The following is a 21,877-nucleotide window of genomic DNA, read 5'->3' as shown; positions in this document are numbered from 1 at the left end:
GCATCCCTGCCCGTCTATTTTCTATTAAGGCACAGTTTGCGGAATAGGCGCCGGCACAGGTTGAGGAATAGGCAAAGGAACTGGTTCAGGCACAGGTTGCGGTGCAGGGTCAGGCACAGTTCCAGGGCCTGGGCTAGGTAACGGGTTTGGGCCAGGTGTAGGAATTTGTGGTTCGGGTATAGATATTAAGCTGGGAATCATAATTAAATAAATAAACGTACTTTCTACTTTCATCTTTTAATTACTCATTGCCATCTATCAAAATGACGAATCATGTCTCGCAAGCGCAAACACCCTTACTAACTGCAATAAAGGAATGTATCAAATCATCACATGCGCCTTTTTATACCCCTGGTCATAAACGGGGTGTAGGAATTTCGCCTTCTCTAATAGATATATTTGGTAAATCTGTATTTACTGCTGACCTACCAGAATTAACTGAGTTGGATAATTTATTTGCACCCGAAGGTGTAATTAACCAAGCACAAGAGTTAGCAGCACAAGCATTCGGCGCCACACGTACTTGGTTTTTAGTAAATGGTTCGACATGCGGCATCGAAGCGGCGATTATGGCAACCTGTGGCGCCAAAGATAAAATTATTCTGCCGCGCAATGTTCATTCATCGGTAATTGCTGGGTTAATACTATCTGGCGCCATACCTATTTTTATCAATCCTGAATACGATGCAGTTTTAGATATTGCCCATAGTATTACACCCGAAAGTATTGCACTAGCACTGCATCAGCATCCCGATGCCAAAGCAGTATTAATGGTGTATCCAACTTATTACGGTGTTTGTGGTGATGTAGTTTCTATCGCAAATATTGTACATCAATATAACATCCCATTAATTTTAGACGAAGCACACGGCGCCCATTTTGCCTTCCATCCAGACCTACCCATATCAGGGTTAGCAGCAGGTGCCGATATTTGTGTCCAATCTATACATAAAACCTTGGGCGCCATGACACAAGCATCAATGTTGCACGCTCAAGGAAACATAGTAAACTACGACCGAATCAGTAAAGCACTGCAACTAGTCCAATCAACAAGCCCAAGTTACATACTAATGGCTTCACTTGATGCAGCACGCGCACAAATGGCATTACAAGGACACTCATTAATCACCCAAACCCTACATCTAGCAAACACCGCACACCAAAACCTAAAAAAAATCCCATGTCTATCATTACTCCATCAAAGCCCCCCTTATCAAGCTCTGTTGGGGGGATTCAAATTAGACCCAACCCGTCTAACAATAAACGTCTCCAACCTAGGAATTACAGGATTTGAAGCAGACGAAATTCTAGAAACTCAACTAGAAATCAGAAGCGAACTAGCATCACTACAAAACATCACATTTATAATTAGCATCGGCAACACCCAAGAAGACATCGATAAATTAATACAAGCATTCAATACCCTAGCTGCAATGGCGCCTATAAATAAAAACAATACAAAACTAGATAGTACAGACTTATTTAATAATCTTACAGAACTAAACAATACATTATATATCTCTCCGCGCGAAGCTTACTTTGCAGCAACCGAAACCTTACCAGTTGACCAAACTTATGCACGTATTGGCGCCGAAACAATATGTCCTTATCCACCTGGTATCCCTGTATTAATACCTGGAGAAATCATAACCAAAGAAGCTGTAGAATACCTTCAAAAAGTCAAAACATTAGGAGGTTTTTTAAGTGGTTGTAGCGACACTACATTTAAAACCATAAAAGTAATAGCTTAATAGTAATTTCGATATTATACTGCAAACTAAATTATACTGCTAACGGATAAAATTTAGACTTATGTCATGCTGAGGAACGTTAACGCAGTTTTCCCGCAGGGTAGCATCTTCAAGATTTTCACATAATTTCAGTTCAAATGGTAACGATGAATGAATTGTTACCTAGTATGATTTTACTGATTAGAGAAAGTAAAGATGCACAGAAGCAAGCGTCGATTGAAGATTTTACCTAGAGTTCGCGGCAACTATAAGGTTAGAAACCAAAGTTATCCTCGCTTGAATTTAGGTGCCGTTTAGGATTTTCCTAGAGGATATATTTACATCACACTTATCCTCTAGGAATTTTGGCACTTTTTTGATTATTATGCCTTGTAAGGTTAATTACAAAGAATCATTACAATTATCCCTAGAGCGATGCTTCCCGTGTTTGGATTGGCAGATGTGTAGACTTATATGGCACTGTAAGATTCCCGACAACTTCTGCTCTCGTTGGGAATCTTAACTCCAATTGTTGTTTTTATTACATGATATAAAGGTATATTCCAGGTTTCTAGAAGGCGCCCATACTTCTTTTTTAAGTGCAGCTTGCGTTTTATAAGGGACTTCCAAAAATTTAATTCTCCATCTTGTGGGGTGGGCATCCTTGCCCGCCTTCTTTAAATAAACGGGCTTTCCTGCCCATTCCACAAGAAGATATTGGAGATTTTTTTATTTGGAAGTCCCTAATCAACAATGCCATCAACATTTAAATTAAATTGCTTTTGAAACTGAACAACAGCCTTCTTCGTTTTGGTGCCAAATACACCATCAATGGCGCCTGCATAATACTCGATAGTTGTTAAATCTTGCTGTAAATCACTAATAGTGGCGCCTGTAAAACCTAGTTGTAATATCACGAACGCATCAGACATAACTATTTTATTTTATTTTCTAAACGTATAATTATTATAGTGCCCATAGCATAAGCAATTATATCTTTCCAGTTAAAGGTACTACCCAAGACAATGGCTACTAGATGAGTTTGGGTTTCAATCCCTAAAAGGAATTAATAATAATATCAAGTTTGATTATTTCGCCTTTTTTTCTAATATTTTCCCTGTTTCAATCCCTGATAGGGATTAATAATAATATCAAGGATTTTCTATCTCATACTCAATCCCTAGCTCATTCGTTTCAATCCCTGATAGGGATTAATAATAATATCAAGATACGAATCTTCTAGTTTAGATTCGTCATTTTCTAGTTTCAATCCCTGATAGGGATTAATAATAATATCAAGGTTTCTACAAATTGTGCGACGCGACGAAACGATACGTTTCAATCCCTGATAGGGATTAGTAATAATATCAAGCTAGATTTTTTAAATCGATACCAGAGTCTTTCGATGTTTCAATCCCTGATAGGGATTAATAATAATATCAAGTTTAGAATGTCTCAGGTGTAGTCTTAATCATTTTGGTTTCAATCCCTGATAGGGATTAATAATAATATCAAGTGTATACTGTGTAAGCGTTATCATCATTTAATTGAATGTTTCAATCCCTGATAGGGATTAATAATAATATCAAGCTTATTACATGACTTGGAAGATACCAAGCTACTTGGTGTTTCAATCCCTGATAGGGATTAATAATAATATCAAGCGTACATACAACATCACAAGCTACTAATTCACCTAAATGTTTCAATCCCTGATAGGGATTAATAATAATATCAAGTTACAGAGATTTTGACCAAATCCTATTTTTCTACACCTACCCTTTCGCGGTGGATACATAGACTGAGGACTATATACGTAGGTTTAAATACTCATGGTTAAATATGCTAGATGCAGGTTGTAACTTGACTTTTTTCTAAGCGTAACAATCTGCAAGAAAGATGCTTCGTTCCTCAGCATGACAGTTTTGGAGATGCTTTGTTTCTCATCATGACATATTTTAGCCTGTGCATTTCATGCACAGGCGCCTAAAATCAGGTTACTAATGTAACTTTTCCGCTAGCTAGGTCGTAGACACCACCAACAATTTTTAGTTTGCCTTCCTTGACTAAGTTACCTAATATTGTTGAAGTTTCGGGTAATTTTTTGACTTGGTATTGAATATTGGCAATAATCGAATTCTTTTCTAAGTCACCTGTTTTTTGCCTTACAGACTCTACAGCAGGTTTTATTTCCTCAACAAATATACCAATTCTTCCAGGTAATGGGTCTCCTTTGACTGCTGCTATTACGGCGCCACATTTAGCGTGTCCGAGTACTATAATCAGTTGCGACCCTAACACCGCACTCGAAAATTCTAAACTACCAATAGCTGTCTGACTGGCAACGTTTCCTGCAACTCGAACTACAAACAAGTCTCCTAAACCTTGGTCAAAAACAATTTCTGCTGGAACACGTGAATCTGCACATCCTAAAATCGATGCATATGGATACTGTGCTACAGAAGTTTCGAGCAAGCGTAATTGAGATTGATTTGGATTCGCACGCTTACCTGCTACAAAACGCTCATTTCCTCGCAGTAATTTTTTTAACGCTTCATCAGGTGATACTGGTCTTGGTCTTTTTTCAGTTTTTGTAGGAGTTGTCTGTGCTTTTGCTTCTTCACCATTGAGTAGCAATCCGCTCTTCACTGCACTTGCTGCTATACCCGCACCTCCAATACCTGCGAGTTTCAATAAGTTACGACGCCCTACAAAACCATTAATTCGAGTCATGAAGTTATCCTAAAGTATGATTAAACAGAATTAAACAAATTCATCTACATATGTATGCAAAATAAATACACAGAAATTGCACTTTTAACCAATAAAAATGGCCAGCGCTGACTTATCGAAATGTAAAACATTCGATATGAATATGTAACTTAAGATAGATGAATTATCTTGTTGTATGTAAAAATATACCAGAATATTGCAACACCATGACAATATATCTCAATTCTTTATATTTGTTAAAATTCAAAATTCATTGCCTGGTTCTTTAACGCGCAATTCACAAGTTACTCTATATCAGCCATACAAGCAATATTTCTATTAATTACGATAACCATTATCAAGGTTTTGAAGTTATTATTAAAACTTTATTAGTATTATAAGTTATTAATCATGGTAATCATAAATAAAAATAATTCTAAATTGTCCAAGCAGCTTGAAAGAAGTCTAATTCGCATTGCATAGCGTAGCGATAAGTTGAATGAACTGTATCAGTTTCAGTAGTGTAAGTATCAACTAATTCATCTAATTCTTGAGCTATTTGATGAAAATCGGCGCCGCTATACACGCGAATCCATTCACTATAATCATGTTCCGGAATTCCATTCTGTGCTAATTCTTGACCTAAAAACTCGTATAAACGCATACATGGTGACATGGCAGTGGCCGTTAAGCCGATATTCTCACCCCAAGCGGTTGCAACTAAAAAATCAGTATAACGACGAGTGGTGGCGCCTGGAGTAACAGACTGTATATCGATTCCCCATGTTTTGGCGTAACTTTGGTGTAGTTGTAATTCTTCTAACACACCCCCAGCTAAAGCATGAAATGTTCTAAACCCTTTAAAATCAGGCGCCTTTGCTGCTGCAATACTATAAGCGCGTGCGAAAGCTTCTAAAAAAAACGCATCTTGACCGACATAATAAGCAAATTTGTGTCGCGGTAAACTACCATCCCCAATACCACGAACAAAAGGATTCTTTAAACAAGCTTGTGCTAAATCTTGATTGCGGCGCCAAAGCGTAGATGATATGGACATCAGGATTTTAGATTGGGCAAAGGAAGTAATATATATTCTACTAATACTCCTGTTGCCCTTCATGTTCTAAAACGGTAAAAACTGAAGTAACACAGATGCTACTCCGCTTACAAAGTCCATAAAGTTGGGTTTGCCTGCACTGACTTTAGTATCCTGGGGTGCTTTTAACTCCATGATAAAAGCTTGTGCGGTTTGAGTACCGTTAAGATTATTTTGAGCTTTGAACATTTTCTCTGCTATTTGGGCATCTTGGAAGGCGCCAGTACGGTCAAATAACTGGTAACGGGCAATACCGCGTGCTAAAAATGCTCCTGCATAATCGGGTTTAATAGCAATTGCCTGATTAAAATAATCTATAGCTTGCTGCTGGTTGCCTTTTTCACCAGCTGCTACTCCTAAAGCATAAAACTCGTCGGGTGTGGCTATTTGTGAAGGAATACCCGCTGCACCCTGTAAGTTGGCGCCGTTAAATGTTACGTTCGTCAATTCAATGTTGTACAGATAGGCATTTCTTAAATCTGTACCCGCTATTGTGGCGCCACCTAATTTTGCCCCATTCAAATTGGCGCCAAATAAACTCGCACTCGTTAAATTTGCACCCCGCAAATCTGCTCCTGCCAAATTAGCACGGCTAAGATTAGCAAGGGCAAGATTGGCGCCCGATAAATCAGCACCCGATAAATCCGCCATGACTAATCCGGCGCCGCTGAGGTCGCAGTTTTGACATTGTTTTGTCGCAAGTAATTGTCTAAGATGTTCAGGGTTTGCCGCCTGAACTGCGGTTGTAAGGGTAACGGTTGTTACAAATGCAACTGTTGCTATAATCTGGTTTTTCATAGAGCCTACGGCAATATGTGTTGGTTGATACCCAACCTTAACCTATGAAAATTGAGAATGGTAAGAACGTTGTGCGATTAATCTAACAACCCTTCTCCAACTTCATGAGACAGTATCAAATGAGGGTTCACCGATTCTAATTGCTGGTTTGTATGCTTTTGAGACGGTGCGTTGATTTTTGTGAATACACTCAAGCTAAAGGTTAAACCGATAGCGAGCAAAAGTTTTTCTAACATAGCTACACTCCACTATCACACGACGGTTAATTACACTTTTATTTACTGAGATAATATTGTATGGTTGTTTTCTTTTAACCTACGTGATAGCTCTATGTCAAGATAGTGATTGATATCACTTTTTGTTGTGATTTCAATCACTAGTATTTTTAACGCAAAGCACCATTCAAATTCGCTCCATCAGTTTTGGCGCCATCTAAATTTGCCCCTCTAAGGTTTGCACCACTGAGATTGGCTCCTCTCAAATCGGTATTATTCAAATTCGCGTTTGTTAAATTCGCTCTCGCAAGGTTTGCTCCACCCATATTGGCGCCACTTAAATCGACCCCACTTAAATTTGAATTTGCTAAGTTTGCTCCACCCATTTGCGCTTGTCGGAAACTTTTCCCCCGTAAATCTTCACCCTGGAAGTTTGCACCTCCATAATTTTTACGTGTATTGCTGGTTACTATAGTGCTTCTTGCCTGCAAGGGTTGTGTTGCTGTTGTAGGTTTTTCTGCTGGAGATGGCGCCACGGGTATAGAGGTATCTACAGGCGCCTCTGATACGTTACTGTTTGGCACAGAATTAGACGATACGCGCGTTTCTAAATTAGAAGGTTCGGTTGATACTGGCTTTTCTACAGATTTTAGTAGTAAATATATACCTGCTCCTGTAACTAACACAGCACCTGTTAGTACAGCAGTCAAGATAATAAGCAAACCTTGGCGCTGATTTTGCTTATGCATAGTAATTTTATATATATGAATATGGATAGCTCTAATTTATTTATACACGACTCATTTCACTCATGCGGAATGCTTTTTGAGGCGCCTTCCTTACGTGGTGCAGGTTGTGTACGAATTGAGTTAGCAGCATCTCGCAGTAGAAGTAGAGGAATAGTAAAGCTGCCAAGAATCGCAATAACTATAGCTAACACCCAAACCATAATACGGTTTGGCTTGTAGTCTTCGCGCTGAATTTGCTGAAATATCTGGTCGTATCGCCATACGGCAAATGCTATCGTCGCAATACCAAGTACTACTAAACTTATACCCAAATTTTCAGAGTTAAAAACAGGATGTGGTATTGGAGTTTGCTGAGTTGTTGCTGCATTTAGCTGACGCAGGAATAATCCAAAGCGCGCAATGGCAAATCCAAACCCAATCAAGGCAATCGAAGTTCGCATCCAAGCCAAGAATGTACGTTCGTTTGCTTGATGTTCACGGATGCGGTCAATTTTACGTAATCTAGTCACACGTACTCAAAACCAAATAAAAGGCGACAAGAAGTATAATAAGCTTTTATTGGATATTTGGCATATGGATAAAGTAATATTTTAAGGCGCCTTTAAAATAAGCATAATTCCAAATAAGTGAAACTGTATTGCCATACTTTCCAACTTCTCCAGAGCAATAAGGTTTATCAGAATGTTTAAAAAACTTTATAATATTACTTTCAACTTTATAAATTCCTTTCCCTATAAATCTATGCTCTCTATTAAACCATTTGGCAACTGCTTCAATATCTGGTTTAAAATAAAGAGTTATACTTAAAACTGTTCCGTCTTGATAAAACCTCAGAAACTCGTAATCACCAGGTAAACTATAATTACAGTACAAACCATCATAACGAAGATAACAATGCTGGATATACTCGCTTAATGCAGCTTTAACATTTATTTCTTTTCTATCTTTTAACAAATCATAAGCTAATTGATAAACTTCCTCTTCTGGGTCATTTAATGCTTGTATCACGAGCAATAAACCTTCTTTATCATAATTTAAGGCTCTTGATAAAGCATGTACCCTATTTTTAACAACCTGACTTAGCAATCGTTCTTTAAGTTGTTTAATTCCTTGTATTTCTCCCAAAACAGCAGCATTTATAGGATAAGGATTATTACCCCCTAAGACAGCATCATAACTTCTAGGATTATGTAAATCGTTTGACATAAGATTACAACTACTTAGGCTTCACATATATTTATATCTAAGGCGCCTTAATTTATGCATTTTTTATCTAATTAAAGGACAACGGCGCCCAACTGTAAGTAGCTCCACATTTGGTACATACGCTCTCAACAAAAAGTATGGCTTGCAATTCAAGCTTTTTTCCGATGTACGACAGCGCTTGAAATTCCTATTATTTACTCATGAAGCAAAGAAAACAGCTTCAAATCTAAACAATATATTTGAGGATAAGATGATGAATAACGAAATTAATGCAATTGAACTATCTAACGATGAGCTTGATACAGTAGCTGGTGGTTTAGCAATTACTTTAGGTGATGTTGGCGGTTTTGCTTCTGATGCATCGAATACCTACTCACTCAAACAACTGCAAGTCGGGCAACAAACTTTCGCAGGTCCCACTGGTAGCGGTACAGCTTCTGTAACTAACCTTACAGATATCTTTAGCAAGGCAGGTCAAGCTATCGCTGTCAAATAACCTGTCTCTCAATCCACATTCTTAAATAACTTTGTACGGCGCCTGTATATTGGGCGCCGTTTTTTATGTATCTAATATGATTAGCAATTAATTATTATTTTTTTATTGCTGTGTAAAAAAGTAGCAATCCTGTTTTAGATTGTTCGCAAGTCTATCATAAAATAAAATTCCCGACTTCTTTAATAGAAGTTGAGAATTTTATGTTACAACTTTACTTTCTTTACAAGCTGCTACGGCGCCAGCAAATGCTGAGACTGCGAGTAATGTAACAACAGTACCGAGAAGCTAGCAAGCTGCCTCTGCAACTGTTTTTTGGGTTTTCTTTAAGTTGTTTGAGACTTAAGATTTCCTTACTGGTTTATGAGCTTGTGCCTCTGCTTCTAATTGAAGTAGCGCTTGTTCAAGCTCTTCTCCAGCTTGTTTCATCTCCAAACAAGCTTTTTTTGCTCTTTCCGCAGTAAGTCTAACTTTTGCTATGTCAGGCTGTACATTTGAACTACTCATGATAACCTCCAATCGTTTGTAATTTCTTCAATGCTGCGTAAAATAGCTGGAATTCTATTTTGAATGTTTACGATTCTATTACTAATTATAGTAAGTGAATCATCAGTTGCTCTAGGTTGAATCGATGCTATTCTTAACATTGCATTTGTTAACTGCGAGTATCTGTCCGAAACTTCCTGTCTAATGTCAGTGAGTGTCTCTAAAGCATCAGTCGTCATTTCTGTTTCATTGAATCGCTGCAATATTTCGTACTCAACTGACGAAGATTCATTTGCAATTAAGAGCAATTGCGGCAATATTTCCAAGAAACTAGCTAATAACTCTTCAGGTATTTGTGCCATAATTTTGTAGCAAATTTTACTTATTTTGTGTTTCAATTAGAGCTTCTTCATGCGCTTTTACTTAATTAATTAATTTTTTATCAGACAGTTGATATCAATGGATGTCAATGGATAATATGGATGTCATTGTGACTAGGGCAACAGTCAGCAATGCTTTTATGTTGCTAAGGTAGTATTGTGGAAATTGTAAGACTGGTAGTAATATGCACGTAAGAGATAAAGCTGGACGTTTTTCGGAATCTCCTGATAGCTTGCAAGCAAAGGCAATTGGTTTGCGTTTGCCTAAAAAGTATTACCCGCATTTTGAAGCTTTAGCTAAAGCTCGTGGACTTTCGCTAGCTGAGTTAGCTCGGTTAGCTTGTTTAGATTATTTAGAACGTAATATTGGAGAAATTAATCAATAAAAATGCATTCAGTTATCACAACTGAATGCAAAGTTAATAATTTACGTATTTAATGCAAGATGGTTCACAGCTAAACTTTTATCCTAGAAACCATAGACCTCGTACTGAAGAAGGCGCCAGCAAATGCTGAGACTGCGAGTAATGTAATAGCAGTACCGAGAAGCTAGCAAGCTGCGTCTGCAACTCCTTTTTTAATGTCGCACGCTTTTTTTTTGCGTTTTCTTTAAGTTGTTTGATACTTAATACTTTTTTACTGGTTTATGAGCTTGCGCCTCCGCTTCTAATTGAAGTATTGCTTGTTCAAGCTCATCGAACGCTTGTTCCATCTCCAAACAAGCTTTTTTTGCTTTTTCTGACGAAAGTCTAAATTTTACCATGTCAGGTGGTATTTTAGAACTACTCATGATAAAAACTAATTATTTTTAATGCTGTGTAAAAAGTAGGAATCCTGTTTTAGATTGTTCGCAAGTCTATCATAAAATAAAATTCCCAACTTCTTTAATAGAAGTTGGGAATTTTATGTTACAACTTTACTTTCTTTACAAGCTGATAAGAGATGCTTCGTGCCTCAGCATGACATAGGGGAGAGATGCTTCGTGCCTCAGCATGACATAGGGGAAAGATGCTTCGTGCCTCAGCATGACATAGGGGAGAGATGCTTCGTGCCTCAGCATGACATTAAGCTAGGAACCATAGACCACGTACTGCTACGGCGCCAGCAAATGCTGAGACTGCGAGTGATGTAATAGCGGTACCGAAAAGCCACCATGCTGCGTCTGCGACTGCTTTTTTGGTGTCGCGTGCTTGTTTTTTGGCGTTTTCTTTAATTTGGCTGAGGCGTTTTTGGGTTTCCGTTTGAATTAGTTCTGCGCGTTGTAATACACTGTCGCGTGTAGATTCAATCCGGTTAATAATTTGGTTTGCTTGCTCCTCAGAAATATCTTCGCGTGAGGATAGCACTGCTACAAGTGTGTTGCGGTCGAATTGACTTAGACGTGAGCGCAATGCATCAAAACCTGCTTGTGGGTCGTCGAATAACTTGGAAAAGTCTTGTTGAATACTTTCGTAGTTAAGTTCGGGACGGTCGAGCGAGTTGAGGTAGCTGCGAATTTGTCCAAATACATTATCAAGTACTGATTGAACTCGCTGTTGAATTTGACGGTATTGTTCGACGAGTGAGTCACGTACTGATTCGATTTGACCGACAATTCGATTTGCTTCTTCTTCGGAAATATCTTCGCGTTGTGAAAGCAGTGCTATTAATGTTGAACGGTCGATTTTTGAAATTCGGTCGCTCAAACTGCCTGCTCCAGCACGAGGGTCTTGTAGTAATAATGCGAGGTCGCGCTTAATTGCGTCTGGGTTGAGTTCTTCTTTGTTGGTGTTTCGCAGATAGTTTTCTAGGTTTGCTTCAAAGTCTGCTACTCGTTTTGTTGCACGTCTTGCTAAACGCTGCGGCGCCTTAATAATATTGTTGATATTAGCTTGGAACGAGTCGATTACTTGGTTGATTTGCTCTTCGCTTAAATCACCACGCTGAGTTAATAATGTCACCAATGTTTCGCGGTCGAAGTTAGAAAATCTTTCGCGTAATGCTGCTGCACCTTCAGATGGGTCGTTGAGCAGTTTTTGCAAGTCGCGTTGAATACCTTCAGGGTTAAGTTCTTCTTTGTTGGTGCTGCGGAGATACTCAGTGATGGTATTAAGCGTTTGGTCGTACTGTTCTTTCGCTTTTGCTGCTGCTTTTTGCGGCGCGGTCAGAATACTGTCGCGTACCGATTCTAAATTGTTTAGAATTTCGTTGACTCGTTCTTCACTCAAATCTTGACGCTGTGACAGTAATTTTACTAATGTCTCACGGTCAAACTGTGATAAACGTCCACGTAAAGCGCTGGCGCCTGCTTGCGGGTCATCGAGTAAAGTTCTAAAATCGCGTTGGATACCTTCTGGATTTAATTCATCCAGGTTGGTATTGCGTAGATAATCTTCGACTCGTTGACGTAGTTCTTGTGCTTGGGTTGTAATTTGCGATTGTAATTCGCGCGCTTTGTTAAGAACTCGGTCCTTGACTCCTTCGAGTTGACCCACTATATTATTGGCTTCTTCTTCACTCAAATCTTGACGTGAGGCAAGCACTTGTACTAAGGTGTCGCGATTCAAGTTACCAAAACGTTTACCCAACTCGTCAGCATTTGCTTGTGCGTCTTCGATTAAATTGCTAAAGTTATTTTCGATAGCTTCAGGGTTAAGTTCATCTTTGCCAGTCGAACGCAAATAATTTTCTACCCGACTGCCAAGTGATTGTGAATCTTCATTAGTATCGGAATTTTGAACCGTTTCAAAGACTTCTTTACGAACGCTTTCCAACTGTTCAGAAATCTCTTTTATACGTGGTTCGCTAATGTCACCACGTTGTTTGAGTAAGTTGGCAAAGTATTCTTGGTTTAACCCTTCGAGTTCTCTTTTAATAGCTCCTGGCGCCGCATTGGGGTCAAAGATAACTTCGTGGAATTCTTCTTTTATGGTTATGCGGTTAAAGTGCCAAGGCAATGAATACAGAATGTACTCTTCAATATCATCTTTAATGGTATTGTCTTCTGTCTTCTGTACAGTTTCAGCTACTACAGGTATAGTATCTGCTACTTTTGCTGTGGCTTTATCACGTAGTTGCTTCAGTTGTTGAGTGATATTTTCAACATCTACATCTTGAACTTTACCTTTGATTTCTTGTAATTGACTTGTTACTTTATCAAGGTCAACATTCGAGAAATCAACTTTATTAAGTACGGCGCCTGCTACTGCACCCATACCAGATTGTAAAGCTCTTTGAGTTAAACCTTTTGAAGAACCGTTACCATTACCATTACCGTTACCAACTGCTACCAACTCCTGTAAGCGGGCGCCTATTTTTTCTGGTTTTAGGTCATCGGGACTTGCCGACTTGAGTAAACTAATAACCTGTTCAGTGGGATTTTTACGATTAGTCGCAGAATTCCAAGCTGCTTCTAACTGGTCAGCAATGCGGTTAACATCACTTTTAGAGAAGTCAGTACGACTACTAATTAAATCTACAAGTGTTTCGCGATTAACATTTTTTAGTAAATCACTATCACCAAGAGATTCAAAATCAACATCTTTCAAGAGTTTATCAAATTGACCGCGAATCTCGTTTAAATTTAAATTCGGTAATTGCAACGAGCTTAAAGAACTTTGCAGAGTATTTTTAATGCTGTCTGCGTCAAAACCATAAGTTAATTCTTTACGTACAGCAGCAGCAATATCTTCAGCAGTTGATACCGCTTGGTTTTTAGTAACATTGGCACCAATAGCAGCAGAAGCGGTACCCATTAACCCTTTTAAACCAGAGTTAGCGGTATTGACAATTGCACCAATTAATGAACCAACTGCATTAGAACCTAACCACGTAATCAGCGAAAAGAATGCAGCCCAAATTACTATACCAATGATGGAACCAAGTAATGTGCTTTCGATTAAGCTGAGTTTAACAGCCAGAAAACAAGCAGCTCCCAAAGCTAAACTAACAGTAAAAAGCGCCCAGATGCCTACTTTCGCTTCAACTGCACGAATTTGATTACCAACGGTATCAGCGTCATCATCACTAACATCTCCTCCTCCAGCAGAAATACCTACTGCAACAGAAAAGTTAGTTAACAGCAATTGGAATGCAACTGCCATTAGCAAACCAGCAAACAAAGCTACTAAAAATTTAGGACCAGAAAACATAAGAGATGCTTGTTCTGGTGTAATTTGTTCTGTCACTACAACAGAGAACAATCCTAACTGCCAACAGTAGGATTGAAGTAAATCTCCGAATTGATACATGTTATAACCTCAATCTAGCTCAACTTCTAGATATAAACCGGGTTTCTTCGTTGAAATATCGTAATCAAAACGGAGATTTTGCTCCCGAAACCCGGTTTCTTTACGTAAGTTTTAAATTCTATAGAATGATACTTACTCAACTAACGTAGCGACTGTAATTAATATTGATTACATCCTAAAGGAATAAATTTTGGCTCTATACCAGCATCGAAAGTTAGATTTAATAATGATTATAATTAAAACTTGGTAACGATTAATAAACAATATTAATTTAATTTGTTCAATCTACAAAGAAAGAATTAACAAAACAAAAAATATAACTTTAGATAGAGATAAAAACTCTAGCAATCGATTGATGAAAAATAAACCAGAGCAAAGTACAACTTAATTAGTGAGTCAAAAAGTTAAATAAGACTTCATTAAACCCAGTAAAACACAATTAAGAGTGGGGGAGCTAGCATGGTAGTCGGTTTACATAGAAGAGCCGTAGGTGTATTTTCTCATCGTCGTGATGCTGAAGATGCGCTACACGAGTTAAGAAATTCGGGTTTTGCAATGGATCGTGTCTCGGTTATTGCCCAAGATGTTAATGGTAATGGTAATATTGCAGGCGCCGAAGTTCACGACCAAGTAGGTAATAAAGCAGATGAAGGTGCATCACTCGGTGCTGTATCTGGTGGAACATTAGGTGGTTTGACTGGTTTGTTAGTTGGTTTAGGAACCCTAGCAATACCAGGTGTAGGACCCATCATGCTTGCAGGCGCCACAGCAACAGCAATTGCAACTACACTAGCTGGAGCAGGTATTGGAGCAGCAGCAGGTTCTTTGCTCGGAGGTTTGGTAGGTTTAGGAATCCCCGAAGAAGAAGCACGTGGTTATAATTCACGAGTAGAACGTGGACATTATTTAGTAATTGTAGATGGCACCGCTTCAGAAATTGCTAAAGCTGAAGCAATTATGCGCCGTCGTGGTATTGAAGATTTTCAAATTTACGACCAACCCGGACGTGATTATAATTCTTCAGATATTATACCACCAGCACCATCTGCAGTACCTGTAGTTGCTCCCGTTTATAATACTAACGTTCGTTCATCGAGCGCATTGCATCGCAGTAGACGTATAGTTGGTGTATTTGAACACCGTCGTAATGCTGAAGCCGCTTTGACTGAACTGCGTGATGCTGGTTTTTCAATGGATGAAGTTTCCATCATTGGTAAAGATGCAGGTGGCAATATTAATGCTCCTGGTACAGATTTACATGGTAATAAGGCCGATGATGGTGCCAAAGCAGGTGCAGCAACAGGCGCCGCTTTAGGTGGTTTGGGTGGTTTACTGGTAGGTCTAGGTGCGCTAGCAATTCCTGGAGTTGGACCAGTACTATTAGGTGGAGCAGCAGCAACTGCACTCGCAACCGCAGTAACAGGTGCAGGTATTGGCGCCGCAGCTGGTGGTATCACTGGTGGACTTGTTGGTTTGGGAATTCCTGAATACAAAGCGCAGGCCTATAACGACAAACTCAACCGAGGCGACTATATAGTTATGGTTGACGCCACCGATGATGAAGTTCGTCGTGCAGAAGTAATCCTCAAGCGTCACAACATTCAAGACTATGATGTTTTCGATGCCACCGATGTTAGTTCATCGCGTCGTGAAAGACCAGCTATGGACACCTCGCGTGTAAACTACGCTGCTGATACTAGTACCACAACTAGAACTATCAATAGTGATGGTGATGCAGATGTAATCATCATTGACCGTCGCGACGAAACAATTTAAAGAGAAATCTCCCTCTTCAACAAAAGTAAGGTGGGGCTATGCCCTACCTACCGAAGCAAAAATCATTACCAACCATAAACAATAAAAAAATGAAAAAGCTAACTTTACTCTTTATTAGTAGTGTTCTTGCTTTAGGTACTGCTGCGTGCCAACAACCTGCTAAGACCAGTGCAGATGCTCCTAATCCTGCAACAGATGTCAATCAAGTTCAAGCACCAAACGCTGGGTCAACCCAAGCAGCGAAAGAAGATGCTCAAAGCGAAATTCGACGCAACCAGCTAGATGCTGATATTCGTGCCCGTGAACAACGAAACAACATCGTGAACGATGGCGCTGCTACAAACCGAGCAGCAGGTGACCTTGCAAGTCAAGTACGCTCGAAGCTGGAAGCAAATATCCCTAACGGCGCCCTTGCAGTGAAAGGCGAAGAAAACGGTACAGTAACAGTAACAGGAACCGTGCCCAAAAAAGCCCAATTAGAAAAGATTGAACCTTTAGCTAAAGAAATTAAAGGTGTTACAAACGTAGTTGTGAATGCAAAAGCTACCGAGTAAATGTATCAAAACATTAAGAAACCTGGTTTCTACCCAAAATCGTTGTTGTTATTACAATATCTCACCAAAGAAACCCGGTTTCTAAGTTAAATAGTTAATATACCGAATGGAGGAAAGGCAATATACCTATCTTCCGGTCGGTTTTTATTTTATAAAAGAAATGCTTTCATCCCCGCCTAAATATTATGTCTTATTAAATTATGAATAACAACAACAACAACAGCGTTTGATATTCTGAGCGTTTTAGCATGTTGTTGATTTTTTATATCTTATTAGTAAACAACGTAAACAAAGATATGCTTTTTACAACGTAGAGCGTTCTGAGGGCTAAAAACATCGTTGTAGAATATTGCTCTGTTTTAGTACGTTGTGGAAAGTATCAACAACGTAAAAAGCTTTGTTTGTAAAGGTTATAGGCGTTGTAGACGACATAATAAATAGGCGGGGATGAAAGCTATTTGAAAAGTTTACTTTCACTAACATTAACTATTCACGCTTCTCGTGGCAATATACCTTTTAACTGCCTCAGTACTTATATTTACAGCAGTGCTAATAAAGTAACGCTTGTGTCCACATTGTTGGTAGCTTTAAAATTTGAGGAAACTCAATTCTTACGATGGTGTGATGCACGTCCTTTAACGCGGTTCATAATAGTTGACGGACAATCAGTCGGTTTTACGTTTAGAAATAAGTGAACATGGTCGAGCATTATTTCCATCGCAATAATTTAAAGCGCGATGCTCCGAGGCAAACGTCGCATATAATCTGCTGCAATCTTTCTGCTATAGTACTGTCGAAGTACTTTCTTTCTACGCTTGGGTATCCAAACAAAGTGATAGTTAATTAGAGAAACTGCGTTCACGAGCGTGTCTATACTCGTCGGGGTCAAATTTTGCCATACGCCTTAAGATAGCTTGATTTGTTGTATTTGCTAGTTGTAGTATAAAACAAGTTAGCAAACACGGGAGGTGATGTAAAGTGCTGGCAGGATACGTTTACAAGCTACGTCCAGATGATGAGCAAGCTACCAAGATGGATAATTGGTTAGATATGTTACGTTCATCTTACAATTGGTGCTTGAATGACAGAATTGAGCAATATTACCAACAATATATTTGCGGTGATTACTGCGATTTAAGAACCAAGGCTGAAGCTTGTGCTTTGACGTGCTTTGTCAGTAAAAACGGAGCGTCTGGGGAACCTTGGAAGCTAGATAATTCTGAAGTAGAAATTATTGGTGAGTGCTGTTTATTACCCTACGACTTAAATAATTTACCTTACAGTGGTAAAACACCACGTCGTAGCGCGGGCGATATACAAATCACAACTCTACCAGTTTTAAAGAAAGCTAGACCTTGGTTTAAAGATATAGATTCGACCGTATTACAGCAAAATATAAAACGTTTAGATACGGCATATAAAAACTTTTTTGAAGGTAAGGGATTCGCAAACTTCAAGAATAAAAGCAACTTTAGAAGTTTTACGTATGCAAGTGGTGTAAGGGTTGAAGGAAATAAAATCTATCTTCCTAAATTAGGATGGATGAGATTTTACAACTCACGCCCTATTCCAGACGGGTTTACGATTAAATCTGTAACAGTTAGAAAAAAGAGTAACGGTTACTACGTTTCTATTAGGATTGAAGATAAAAGTGTACCAGACTATATACCTTTACCAATCGAACAAGTAAACACTGCGGTTGGTTGTGATGTAGGTATTAAGAAGCTTGTAAGTCTAAGCGATGGCTCGCAAGTTAAAAATCCAAAGTTTTCTACTAACAAAAAAATGCGTCGCCGTATGAAAATAAGGCAACGCCGTTTAGCTAGAAAAAAGAAGAGAAGTAAAAACCGTAAAAAAGCAGCCAACGTTGTAGGTAGATTGCATCAAAAAATATCTAACCAACGCACTGATTATCAATGGAAAGTAGCTCATCAAATTGTAAACAAGGCTGACTTAGTAGTGTTTGAAGATTTAAAAGTCTCTAACATGAAAAAACGTTGTAAGCCTAAATTTGATTCGGATACAGGAAAATATTTAAATAATGGTCAATCCCGCAAAGTGGGGTTGAATCGTTCAATATCTGATGCTGCATGGTTTGAACTTCGATTAAAAACTGAGTACGTGGCTGCAAAGTCAGGAAAGCGTTTTGAAGTTGTACCACCACATCATACATCTCAGTTGTGTCCAGAGTGCCATCATGTTGATAGCTCAAACCGAGACGAAGAGAAATTTTTGTGTTCTGTTTGTGGCTATGCTGCGGATGCAGATAACAACGCCGCTCGTAATATCAAGCAACGTTGTTTGGACAAGTTTAATATTAAGCTGACACTCAAGCCACATATTAAAAAAGAGAAAGCGGTACGGAGGGACTTGCCGGAACCGGAACAGTTAACCCTTGGGTTAATATTGTTTGAAACGCCCACCTGCGAAGTAACGCGGGTTCAAAGGAGCTATGTGAGAGCTAGAAATAGCAAACGCTCACAGCGAACGGAACCTCTCGAAGCAGCTTAGTCTGTTTGAGGATATTGAGAGCGCATCGAGTTCTGCCTCTTGAGAATCCTCCCACTTCATGGGAGGGAGCCGTCAACTATTTACTCTCATTTGAATTAACATCTAGAATAGAAAAAGTTGTAACCATTAGGGAAATTACTATGGAAACTCAAGAACAGCCACAATATATTAACCCTGACATCACTCCCGAAACAAATCCTACCACCGTAAATGGTGTAGGAACAGTTGAAGTTGCTGTAAAAGATGAATTGCCAAAATTGCCACCAGCATCAATGTCAACTACATCTACTCAATTACAGCAAATTAGTGATAAAATAGCAGTCTTTCTCGCGCGCTTACCCGATTATATCGGTAACTTCTTCAACGACTACAAGCAGCAAATTACCACTGTAGCCTTAATATTAGCAGCATTTATTTCAGTCAAGCTGGTATTTGCAGTACTCGATGCAGTTAATGACATTCCATTGTTTGCGACCATATTTGAGTTAGTAGGTATTGGTTACGCAACTTGGTTTGTTTCTCGTTACTTGCTCAAAGCTTCCACACGTCAGGAATTATTATCTGAAATTAACAATTTCAAAAACCAAATTTCCGGTAGATAAGTATAAATTGCTTCGATAACAATTTACGTAACGAAACAGAATATCGACACAATGTAGAGACAGAATTAATTCGGTCTCTACGTTTTGTTTTACATATGATATTTTATATACCTTTTGGTTGATAACTTTAACCAAAAGCATGAATATAATTCCCCTCTCTAGATAGTGTATTTTACGCTACGAAAACTTTACTCTAATTTTATACATAAAAAAATTGTATCAATCAGGAGAGGTTGAGATGGGTAACGCTAATCAAGGCATTGATTCGCACGACCGTGCAGAAAGAGACCAATACGATAGAGGTATTATCCCAGCAGAAACAGCAGCACGCAAAGAACGTGAAGGTACACTCTACAAAACAAAACCAACCGAAGAACGTGAAGCTGCTGCTCTTACTGATGACCAAACTGAATCAGATAGTATTCGGACAACAGATGGTTATACAGTAGACAATGAAGGTTTATTAAATAACTACGCAGTTGAACCAGAAATGTACTACGAAACACCTGGTGATGCCCGTCAAGTAATTGAAGAAGATAAACAGGCACGTCTTGAAGAATTGGCGGCAATTAAAGACCATAGCGAAGGCGAACTAACTATGGATGATGATAAGCGCGGTAGAGGTACTGGCGCCGTCTAATTACAGTAGTATAAATTAGACTCTCTTGTGGAACAGGCATCCCTGCCTGTCCCATATACTCATATCTAGAGCAGGTAAAAATATCTAGATGCCTACCCCACAACAAACGGCGCCATCTCATACTTATTCCACTGTCGCTGGTGCCATTCTGTAATCATCGGACGCACTACAAATTTAGGCGTTTCTCCTGCTAAAACATCTATACGTAAACAAGAATATGGGCGCCGTTTTTGCGAAGCTTGCCCGTTGCGACCAACAAACAAGCGGGAACTAGCAACTAAGCGCTGTTGACCGTCAAATTTTTCCATCAAATCATTACCTTCTGGACGCTGACGACGCAAGCTAAAACCACTACCTCCACAAACAATCCAATTAATACCCGAATCACCGTATCCAGTATCTTGGGTTTGTAAATATTCTAAACAATGGGCGTGACCGTTTAATACTAAATCAACGATGGGACGGTCTTTCCTTAATGAATTTACTTGAACTCCTACTTTATTAAATACTTCACGTAACCGCTTACGAACAGCTAAAGTTTGTGCTTGCTGCCACTTTGTTGCCTCGGTTACATAAGGTGGATGGTGAAAAAATACTACTCTGCCCCTAACTTCTTTATTTTGCCAAGACTCAACTAACTTAGAAGCAAACCATTCGAGTTGTTCGGTGTCGGTGGCACTTCGATGTTTTGGCGCCAGTTGCTTTTCAATATCAAAAGCCATTTCATCTATTTGTGTAAGTCGTCCATGCAAATCATCAAGTTCTTCAGCTTCGTTTGCATTCGACGGGTCAAGCTGAGATATTCTAGCGACAATTTGCTCTTTTTGCTGTTCCAACTCTTGAAGATGCTGTTCAAGGTCTTGACGTTGTATCACACCTTCACTTGTTTTTGGTATTGGTAACGGGTCGTTGAATGTATTAGAATCAAGAGCAAAAAAATCTATATTGCCGTAGCGAAACGTATAATACCGATTAGGCAAACGAGTAAATTTACCTGGTTCATACCTTAAACAATAACCACTATCCGTTTTCGCGTCGTAGTGGTTATCAAGGTGCTGTATCAATTGTTCTTCAGAGTTAAAAGCTTTGAGATAATCTATAAATGCTTTTGCATATGCGTCACCTGCCCTCGAACCATGCCAACCAACATCTAAGTCAAGCTTTGATTTAAGTAAACGCCGAATTGGCATTGTCCCTAAAGATACAATACTCCAAAATATAGGCAAATCATAATAATCGTGGTTTCCAGGTACAGGGAGTATTGGTAGCTTGAAGGTCATTTTGTCGTAAGCAATATTTTTATAACGTTCGCAAGAGACAAGAAACTCACGATAAGGTTGAATAAAGTTTTGTGGGTAGTATTCGCTTGACCCGACCAAATATATAACATCCCCTGTGTGAAGCATAAACCGACATTCGTCATGGTGAGGAAGCATTAATTCAGCGACTTGACGCTGCGGGTTGTGCGAAGTGTGCGAACCCGAACCGCTATCACCGACTACAAGAAACGAGAATTCTTGTTCCGAAGCCTTTCCATCATCGAATACAAACTTTGTTTGGTCAATATTTTTATTAACCAATAACGGGTCTTGCCAGCGTACCCGTTGATTCATTCTACGAATTTTTTCGGCAATTCCGACTTCAGAGGCTAGTTTCATAATTACAAGTAGCTACTTTAAGAATAAAATGGGGTTATGAGC

22 protein-coding genes, 2 pseudogenes and 1 CRISPR repeat array are annotated in these 21,877 nt (G+C 39.0%); of the genes and pseudogenes, 8 read left to right on the top strand and 16 right to left on the bottom strand.

Features of this window, described 5'->3' with window-relative positions; genetic code table 11:
* Positions 1 to 24: 24 nt before the first annotated feature.
* The gene (locus DSM106972_RS02270; RefSeq protein WP_127078419.1) at positions 25 to 234 is read right to left on the bottom strand and encodes a hypothetical protein; all 210 of its coding nucleotides are present in this window, start codon (positions 232 to 234) and stop codon (positions 25 to 27) included.
* A gap of 29 nt (positions 235 to 263) precedes the next feature.
* On the opposite strand from DSM106972_RS02270, the gene DSM106972_RS02265 reads away from it, so the two are divergent.
* Positions 264 to 1,751 carry an aminotransferase class I/II-fold pyridoxal phosphate-dependent enzyme gene (locus DSM106972_RS02265; protein WP_127078417.1) on the top strand — a complete coding sequence of 496 codons (1,488 nt, stop codon included), beginning with the start codon at positions 264 to 266 and terminating at the stop codon, positions 1,749 to 1,751.
* A 722-nt stretch (positions 1,752 to 2,473) separates the two neighbouring features.
* On the opposite strand, the gene DSM106972_RS02260 is transcribed toward DSM106972_RS02265, so the two are convergent.
* The 9 genes and pseudogenes from DSM106972_RS02260 to DSM106972_RS02225 all read right to left on the bottom strand — a co-directional run bounded on the left by DSM106972_RS02260 (position 2,474) and on the right by DSM106972_RS02225 (position 8,506).
* Positions 2,474 to 2,662 carry a peptidoglycan-binding domain-containing protein gene (locus DSM106972_RS02260; protein WP_127078415.1) on the bottom strand — a complete coding sequence of 63 codons (189 nt, stop codon included), beginning with the start codon at positions 2,660 to 2,662 and terminating at the stop codon, positions 2,474 to 2,476.
* 2 nt (positions 2,663 to 2,664) lie between these two features.
* A pseudogene (locus DSM106972_RS55635) lies at positions 2,665 to 2,766 on the bottom strand (DUF2809 domain-containing protein); the annotation flags it as partial.
* A 10-nt stretch (positions 2,767 to 2,776) separates the two neighbouring features.
* A CRISPR array of direct repeats spans positions 2,777 to 3,469; the repeat unit is 37 nt; unit sequence GTTTCAATCCCTGATAGGGATTAATAATAATATCAAG.
* A 253-nt stretch (positions 3,470 to 3,722) separates the two neighbouring features.
* Positions 3,723 to 4,463, bottom strand: a complete 741-nt coding sequence (locus DSM106972_RS02250) for a carbonic anhydrase (RefSeq protein WP_127078413.1) — start codon at positions 4,461 to 4,463, stop codon at positions 3,723 to 3,725.
* A gap of 415 nt (positions 4,464 to 4,878) precedes the next feature.
* Complete coding sequence (locus DSM106972_RS02245; protein ID WP_127078411.1) at positions 4,879 to 5,499, bottom strand: TenA family protein; 621 nt, start codon at positions 5,497 to 5,499, stop codon at positions 4,879 to 4,881.
* Positions 5,500 to 5,565: 66 nt separating this feature from the next.
* Positions 5,566 to 6,336, bottom strand: a complete 771-nt coding sequence (locus tag DSM106972_RS02240) for a pentapeptide repeat-containing protein (protein ID WP_127078409.1) — start codon at positions 6,334 to 6,336, stop codon at positions 5,566 to 5,568.
* A 77-nt stretch (positions 6,337 to 6,413) separates the two neighbouring features.
* The gene (locus DSM106972_RS51115) at positions 6,414 to 6,572 is read right to left on the bottom strand and encodes a QAALIT motif small membrane protein (RefSeq protein WP_158632750.1); all 159 of its coding nucleotides are present in this window, start codon (positions 6,570 to 6,572) and stop codon (positions 6,414 to 6,416) included.
* A 149-nt stretch (positions 6,573 to 6,721) separates the two neighbouring features.
* Positions 6,722 to 7,300, bottom strand: a complete 579-nt coding sequence (locus DSM106972_RS02235) for a pentapeptide repeat-containing protein (protein ID WP_127078407.1) — start codon at positions 7,298 to 7,300, stop codon at positions 6,722 to 6,724.
* 56 nt (positions 7,301 to 7,356) lie between these two features.
* On the bottom strand, positions 7,357 to 7,809 hold the full coding sequence (locus DSM106972_RS02230) for a YidH family protein (RefSeq protein WP_127078405.1): 453 nt from the start codon (positions 7,807 to 7,809) through the stop codon (positions 7,357 to 7,359).
* Between the two features lie 46 nt (positions 7,810 to 7,855).
* The gene (locus DSM106972_RS02225) at positions 7,856 to 8,506 is read right to left on the bottom strand and encodes a hypothetical protein (RefSeq protein WP_127078403.1); all 651 of its coding nucleotides are present in this window, start codon (positions 8,504 to 8,506) and stop codon (positions 7,856 to 7,858) included.
* Between the two features lie 253 nt (positions 8,507 to 8,759).
* Here DSM106972_RS02225 and DSM106972_RS02220 point away from each other — a divergent pair, with 253 nt between their 5' ends.
* Positions 8,760 to 9,002 carry a CTB family bacteriocin gene (locus DSM106972_RS02220; protein ID WP_127079111.1) on the top strand — a complete coding sequence of 81 codons (243 nt, stop codon included), beginning with the start codon at positions 8,760 to 8,762 and terminating at the stop codon, positions 9,000 to 9,002.
* Between the two features lie 339 nt (positions 9,003 to 9,341).
* On the opposite strand, the gene DSM106972_RS51110 is transcribed toward DSM106972_RS02220, so the two are convergent.
* Positions 9,342 to 9,506, bottom strand: coding sequence for a hypothetical protein (locus DSM106972_RS51110; RefSeq protein ID WP_158632749.1), 165 nt, complete (start codon positions 9,504 to 9,506; stop codon positions 9,342 to 9,344).
* Positions 9,503 to 9,847, bottom strand: coding sequence for a hypothetical protein (locus DSM106972_RS02215; protein ID WP_127078401.1), 345 nt, complete (start codon positions 9,845 to 9,847; stop codon positions 9,503 to 9,505). The genes DSM106972_RS51110 and DSM106972_RS02215 overlap by 4 nt, the downstream gene beginning before the upstream one ends.
* Positions 9,848 to 10,050: 203 nt before the next feature.
* On the opposite strand from DSM106972_RS02215, the gene DSM106972_RS02210 reads away from it, so the two are divergent.
* Positions 10,051 to 10,251, top strand: a complete 201-nt coding sequence (locus tag DSM106972_RS02210) for a hypothetical protein (protein WP_127078399.1) — start codon at positions 10,051 to 10,053, stop codon at positions 10,249 to 10,251.
* A gap of 239 nt (positions 10,252 to 10,490) precedes the next feature.
* On the opposite strand, the gene DSM106972_RS51105 is transcribed toward DSM106972_RS02210, so the two are convergent.
* Both DSM106972_RS51105 and DSM106972_RS02205 read right to left on the bottom strand, forming a co-directional pair.
* Positions 10,491 to 10,655, bottom strand: a complete 165-nt coding sequence (locus DSM106972_RS51105) for a hypothetical protein (protein WP_158632748.1) — start codon at positions 10,653 to 10,655, stop codon at positions 10,491 to 10,493.
* Positions 10,656 to 10,929: 274 nt separating this feature from the next.
* A complete protein-coding gene (locus DSM106972_RS02205) occupies positions 10,930 to 14,094 on the bottom strand; it encodes an MFS transporter (protein WP_127078397.1) in 3,165 nt (1,054 codons plus the stop codon).
* A 459-nt stretch (positions 14,095 to 14,553) separates the two neighbouring features.
* Between DSM106972_RS02205 and DSM106972_RS02200 the strand changes: the two genes are divergently transcribed.
* Positions 14,554 to 15,870 (top strand): general stress protein, encoded by a 1,317-nt coding sequence (locus DSM106972_RS02200; protein WP_127078395.1) that lies wholly within the window; start codon positions 14,554 to 14,556, stop codon positions 15,868 to 15,870.
* A gap of 89 nt (positions 15,871 to 15,959) precedes the next feature.
* The gene (locus DSM106972_RS02195; RefSeq protein ID WP_127078393.1) at positions 15,960 to 16,424 is read left to right on the top strand and encodes a BON domain-containing protein; all 465 of its coding nucleotides are present in this window, start codon (positions 15,960 to 15,962) and stop codon (positions 16,422 to 16,424) included.
* Between the two features lie 482 nt (positions 16,425 to 16,906).
* On the opposite strand, the pseudogene tnpA reads toward DSM106972_RS02195, so the two are convergent.
* Positions 16,907 to 17,323: pseudogene (gene tnpA / locus DSM106972_RS02190) on the bottom strand (IS200/IS605 family transposase).
* Positions 17,324 to 17,402: 79 nt separating this feature from the next.
* Between tnpA and DSM106972_RS02185 the strand changes: the two are divergent.
* From DSM106972_RS02185 to DSM106972_RS02175, 3 genes are all read left to right on the top strand, one after another.
* Positions 17,403 to 18,935 (top strand): RNA-guided endonuclease InsQ/TnpB family protein, encoded by a 1,533-nt coding sequence (locus DSM106972_RS02185; RefSeq protein ID WP_201800664.1) that lies wholly within the window; start codon positions 17,403 to 17,405, stop codon positions 18,933 to 18,935.
* Between the two features lie 140 nt (positions 18,936 to 19,075).
* On the top strand, positions 19,076 to 19,537 hold the full coding sequence (locus DSM106972_RS02180) for a CAAD domain-containing protein (RefSeq protein ID WP_127078391.1): 462 nt from the start codon (positions 19,076 to 19,078) through the stop codon (positions 19,535 to 19,537).
* A gap of 238 nt (positions 19,538 to 19,775) precedes the next feature.
* Entirely contained in the window at positions 19,776 to 20,177 is a 402-nt protein-coding gene (locus DSM106972_RS02175) for a hypothetical protein (RefSeq protein WP_127078389.1), read from the top strand.
* Positions 20,178 to 20,269: 92 nt separating this feature from the next.
* Here DSM106972_RS02175 and DSM106972_RS02170 read toward each other — a convergent pair whose 3' ends face one another.
* Positions 20,270 to 21,835 (bottom strand): metallophosphoesterase family protein, encoded by a 1,566-nt coding sequence (locus DSM106972_RS02170; protein WP_127078387.1) that lies wholly within the window; start codon positions 21,833 to 21,835, stop codon positions 20,270 to 20,272.
* Between the last annotated feature and the right edge of the window lie 42 nt (positions 21,836 to 21,877).

The sequence above is a fragment of the Dulcicalothrix desertica PCC 7102 genome (assembly GCF_003991905.1).
In the GTDB taxonomy this organism is placed as follows: Bacteria; Cyanobacteriota; Cyanobacteriia; order Cyanobacteriales; family Nostocaceae; genus Dulcicalothrix; species Dulcicalothrix desertica.
Note: the sequence above shows the minus strand (reverse complement) of the source record. Positions and strands in the feature narration are given on the sequence as shown.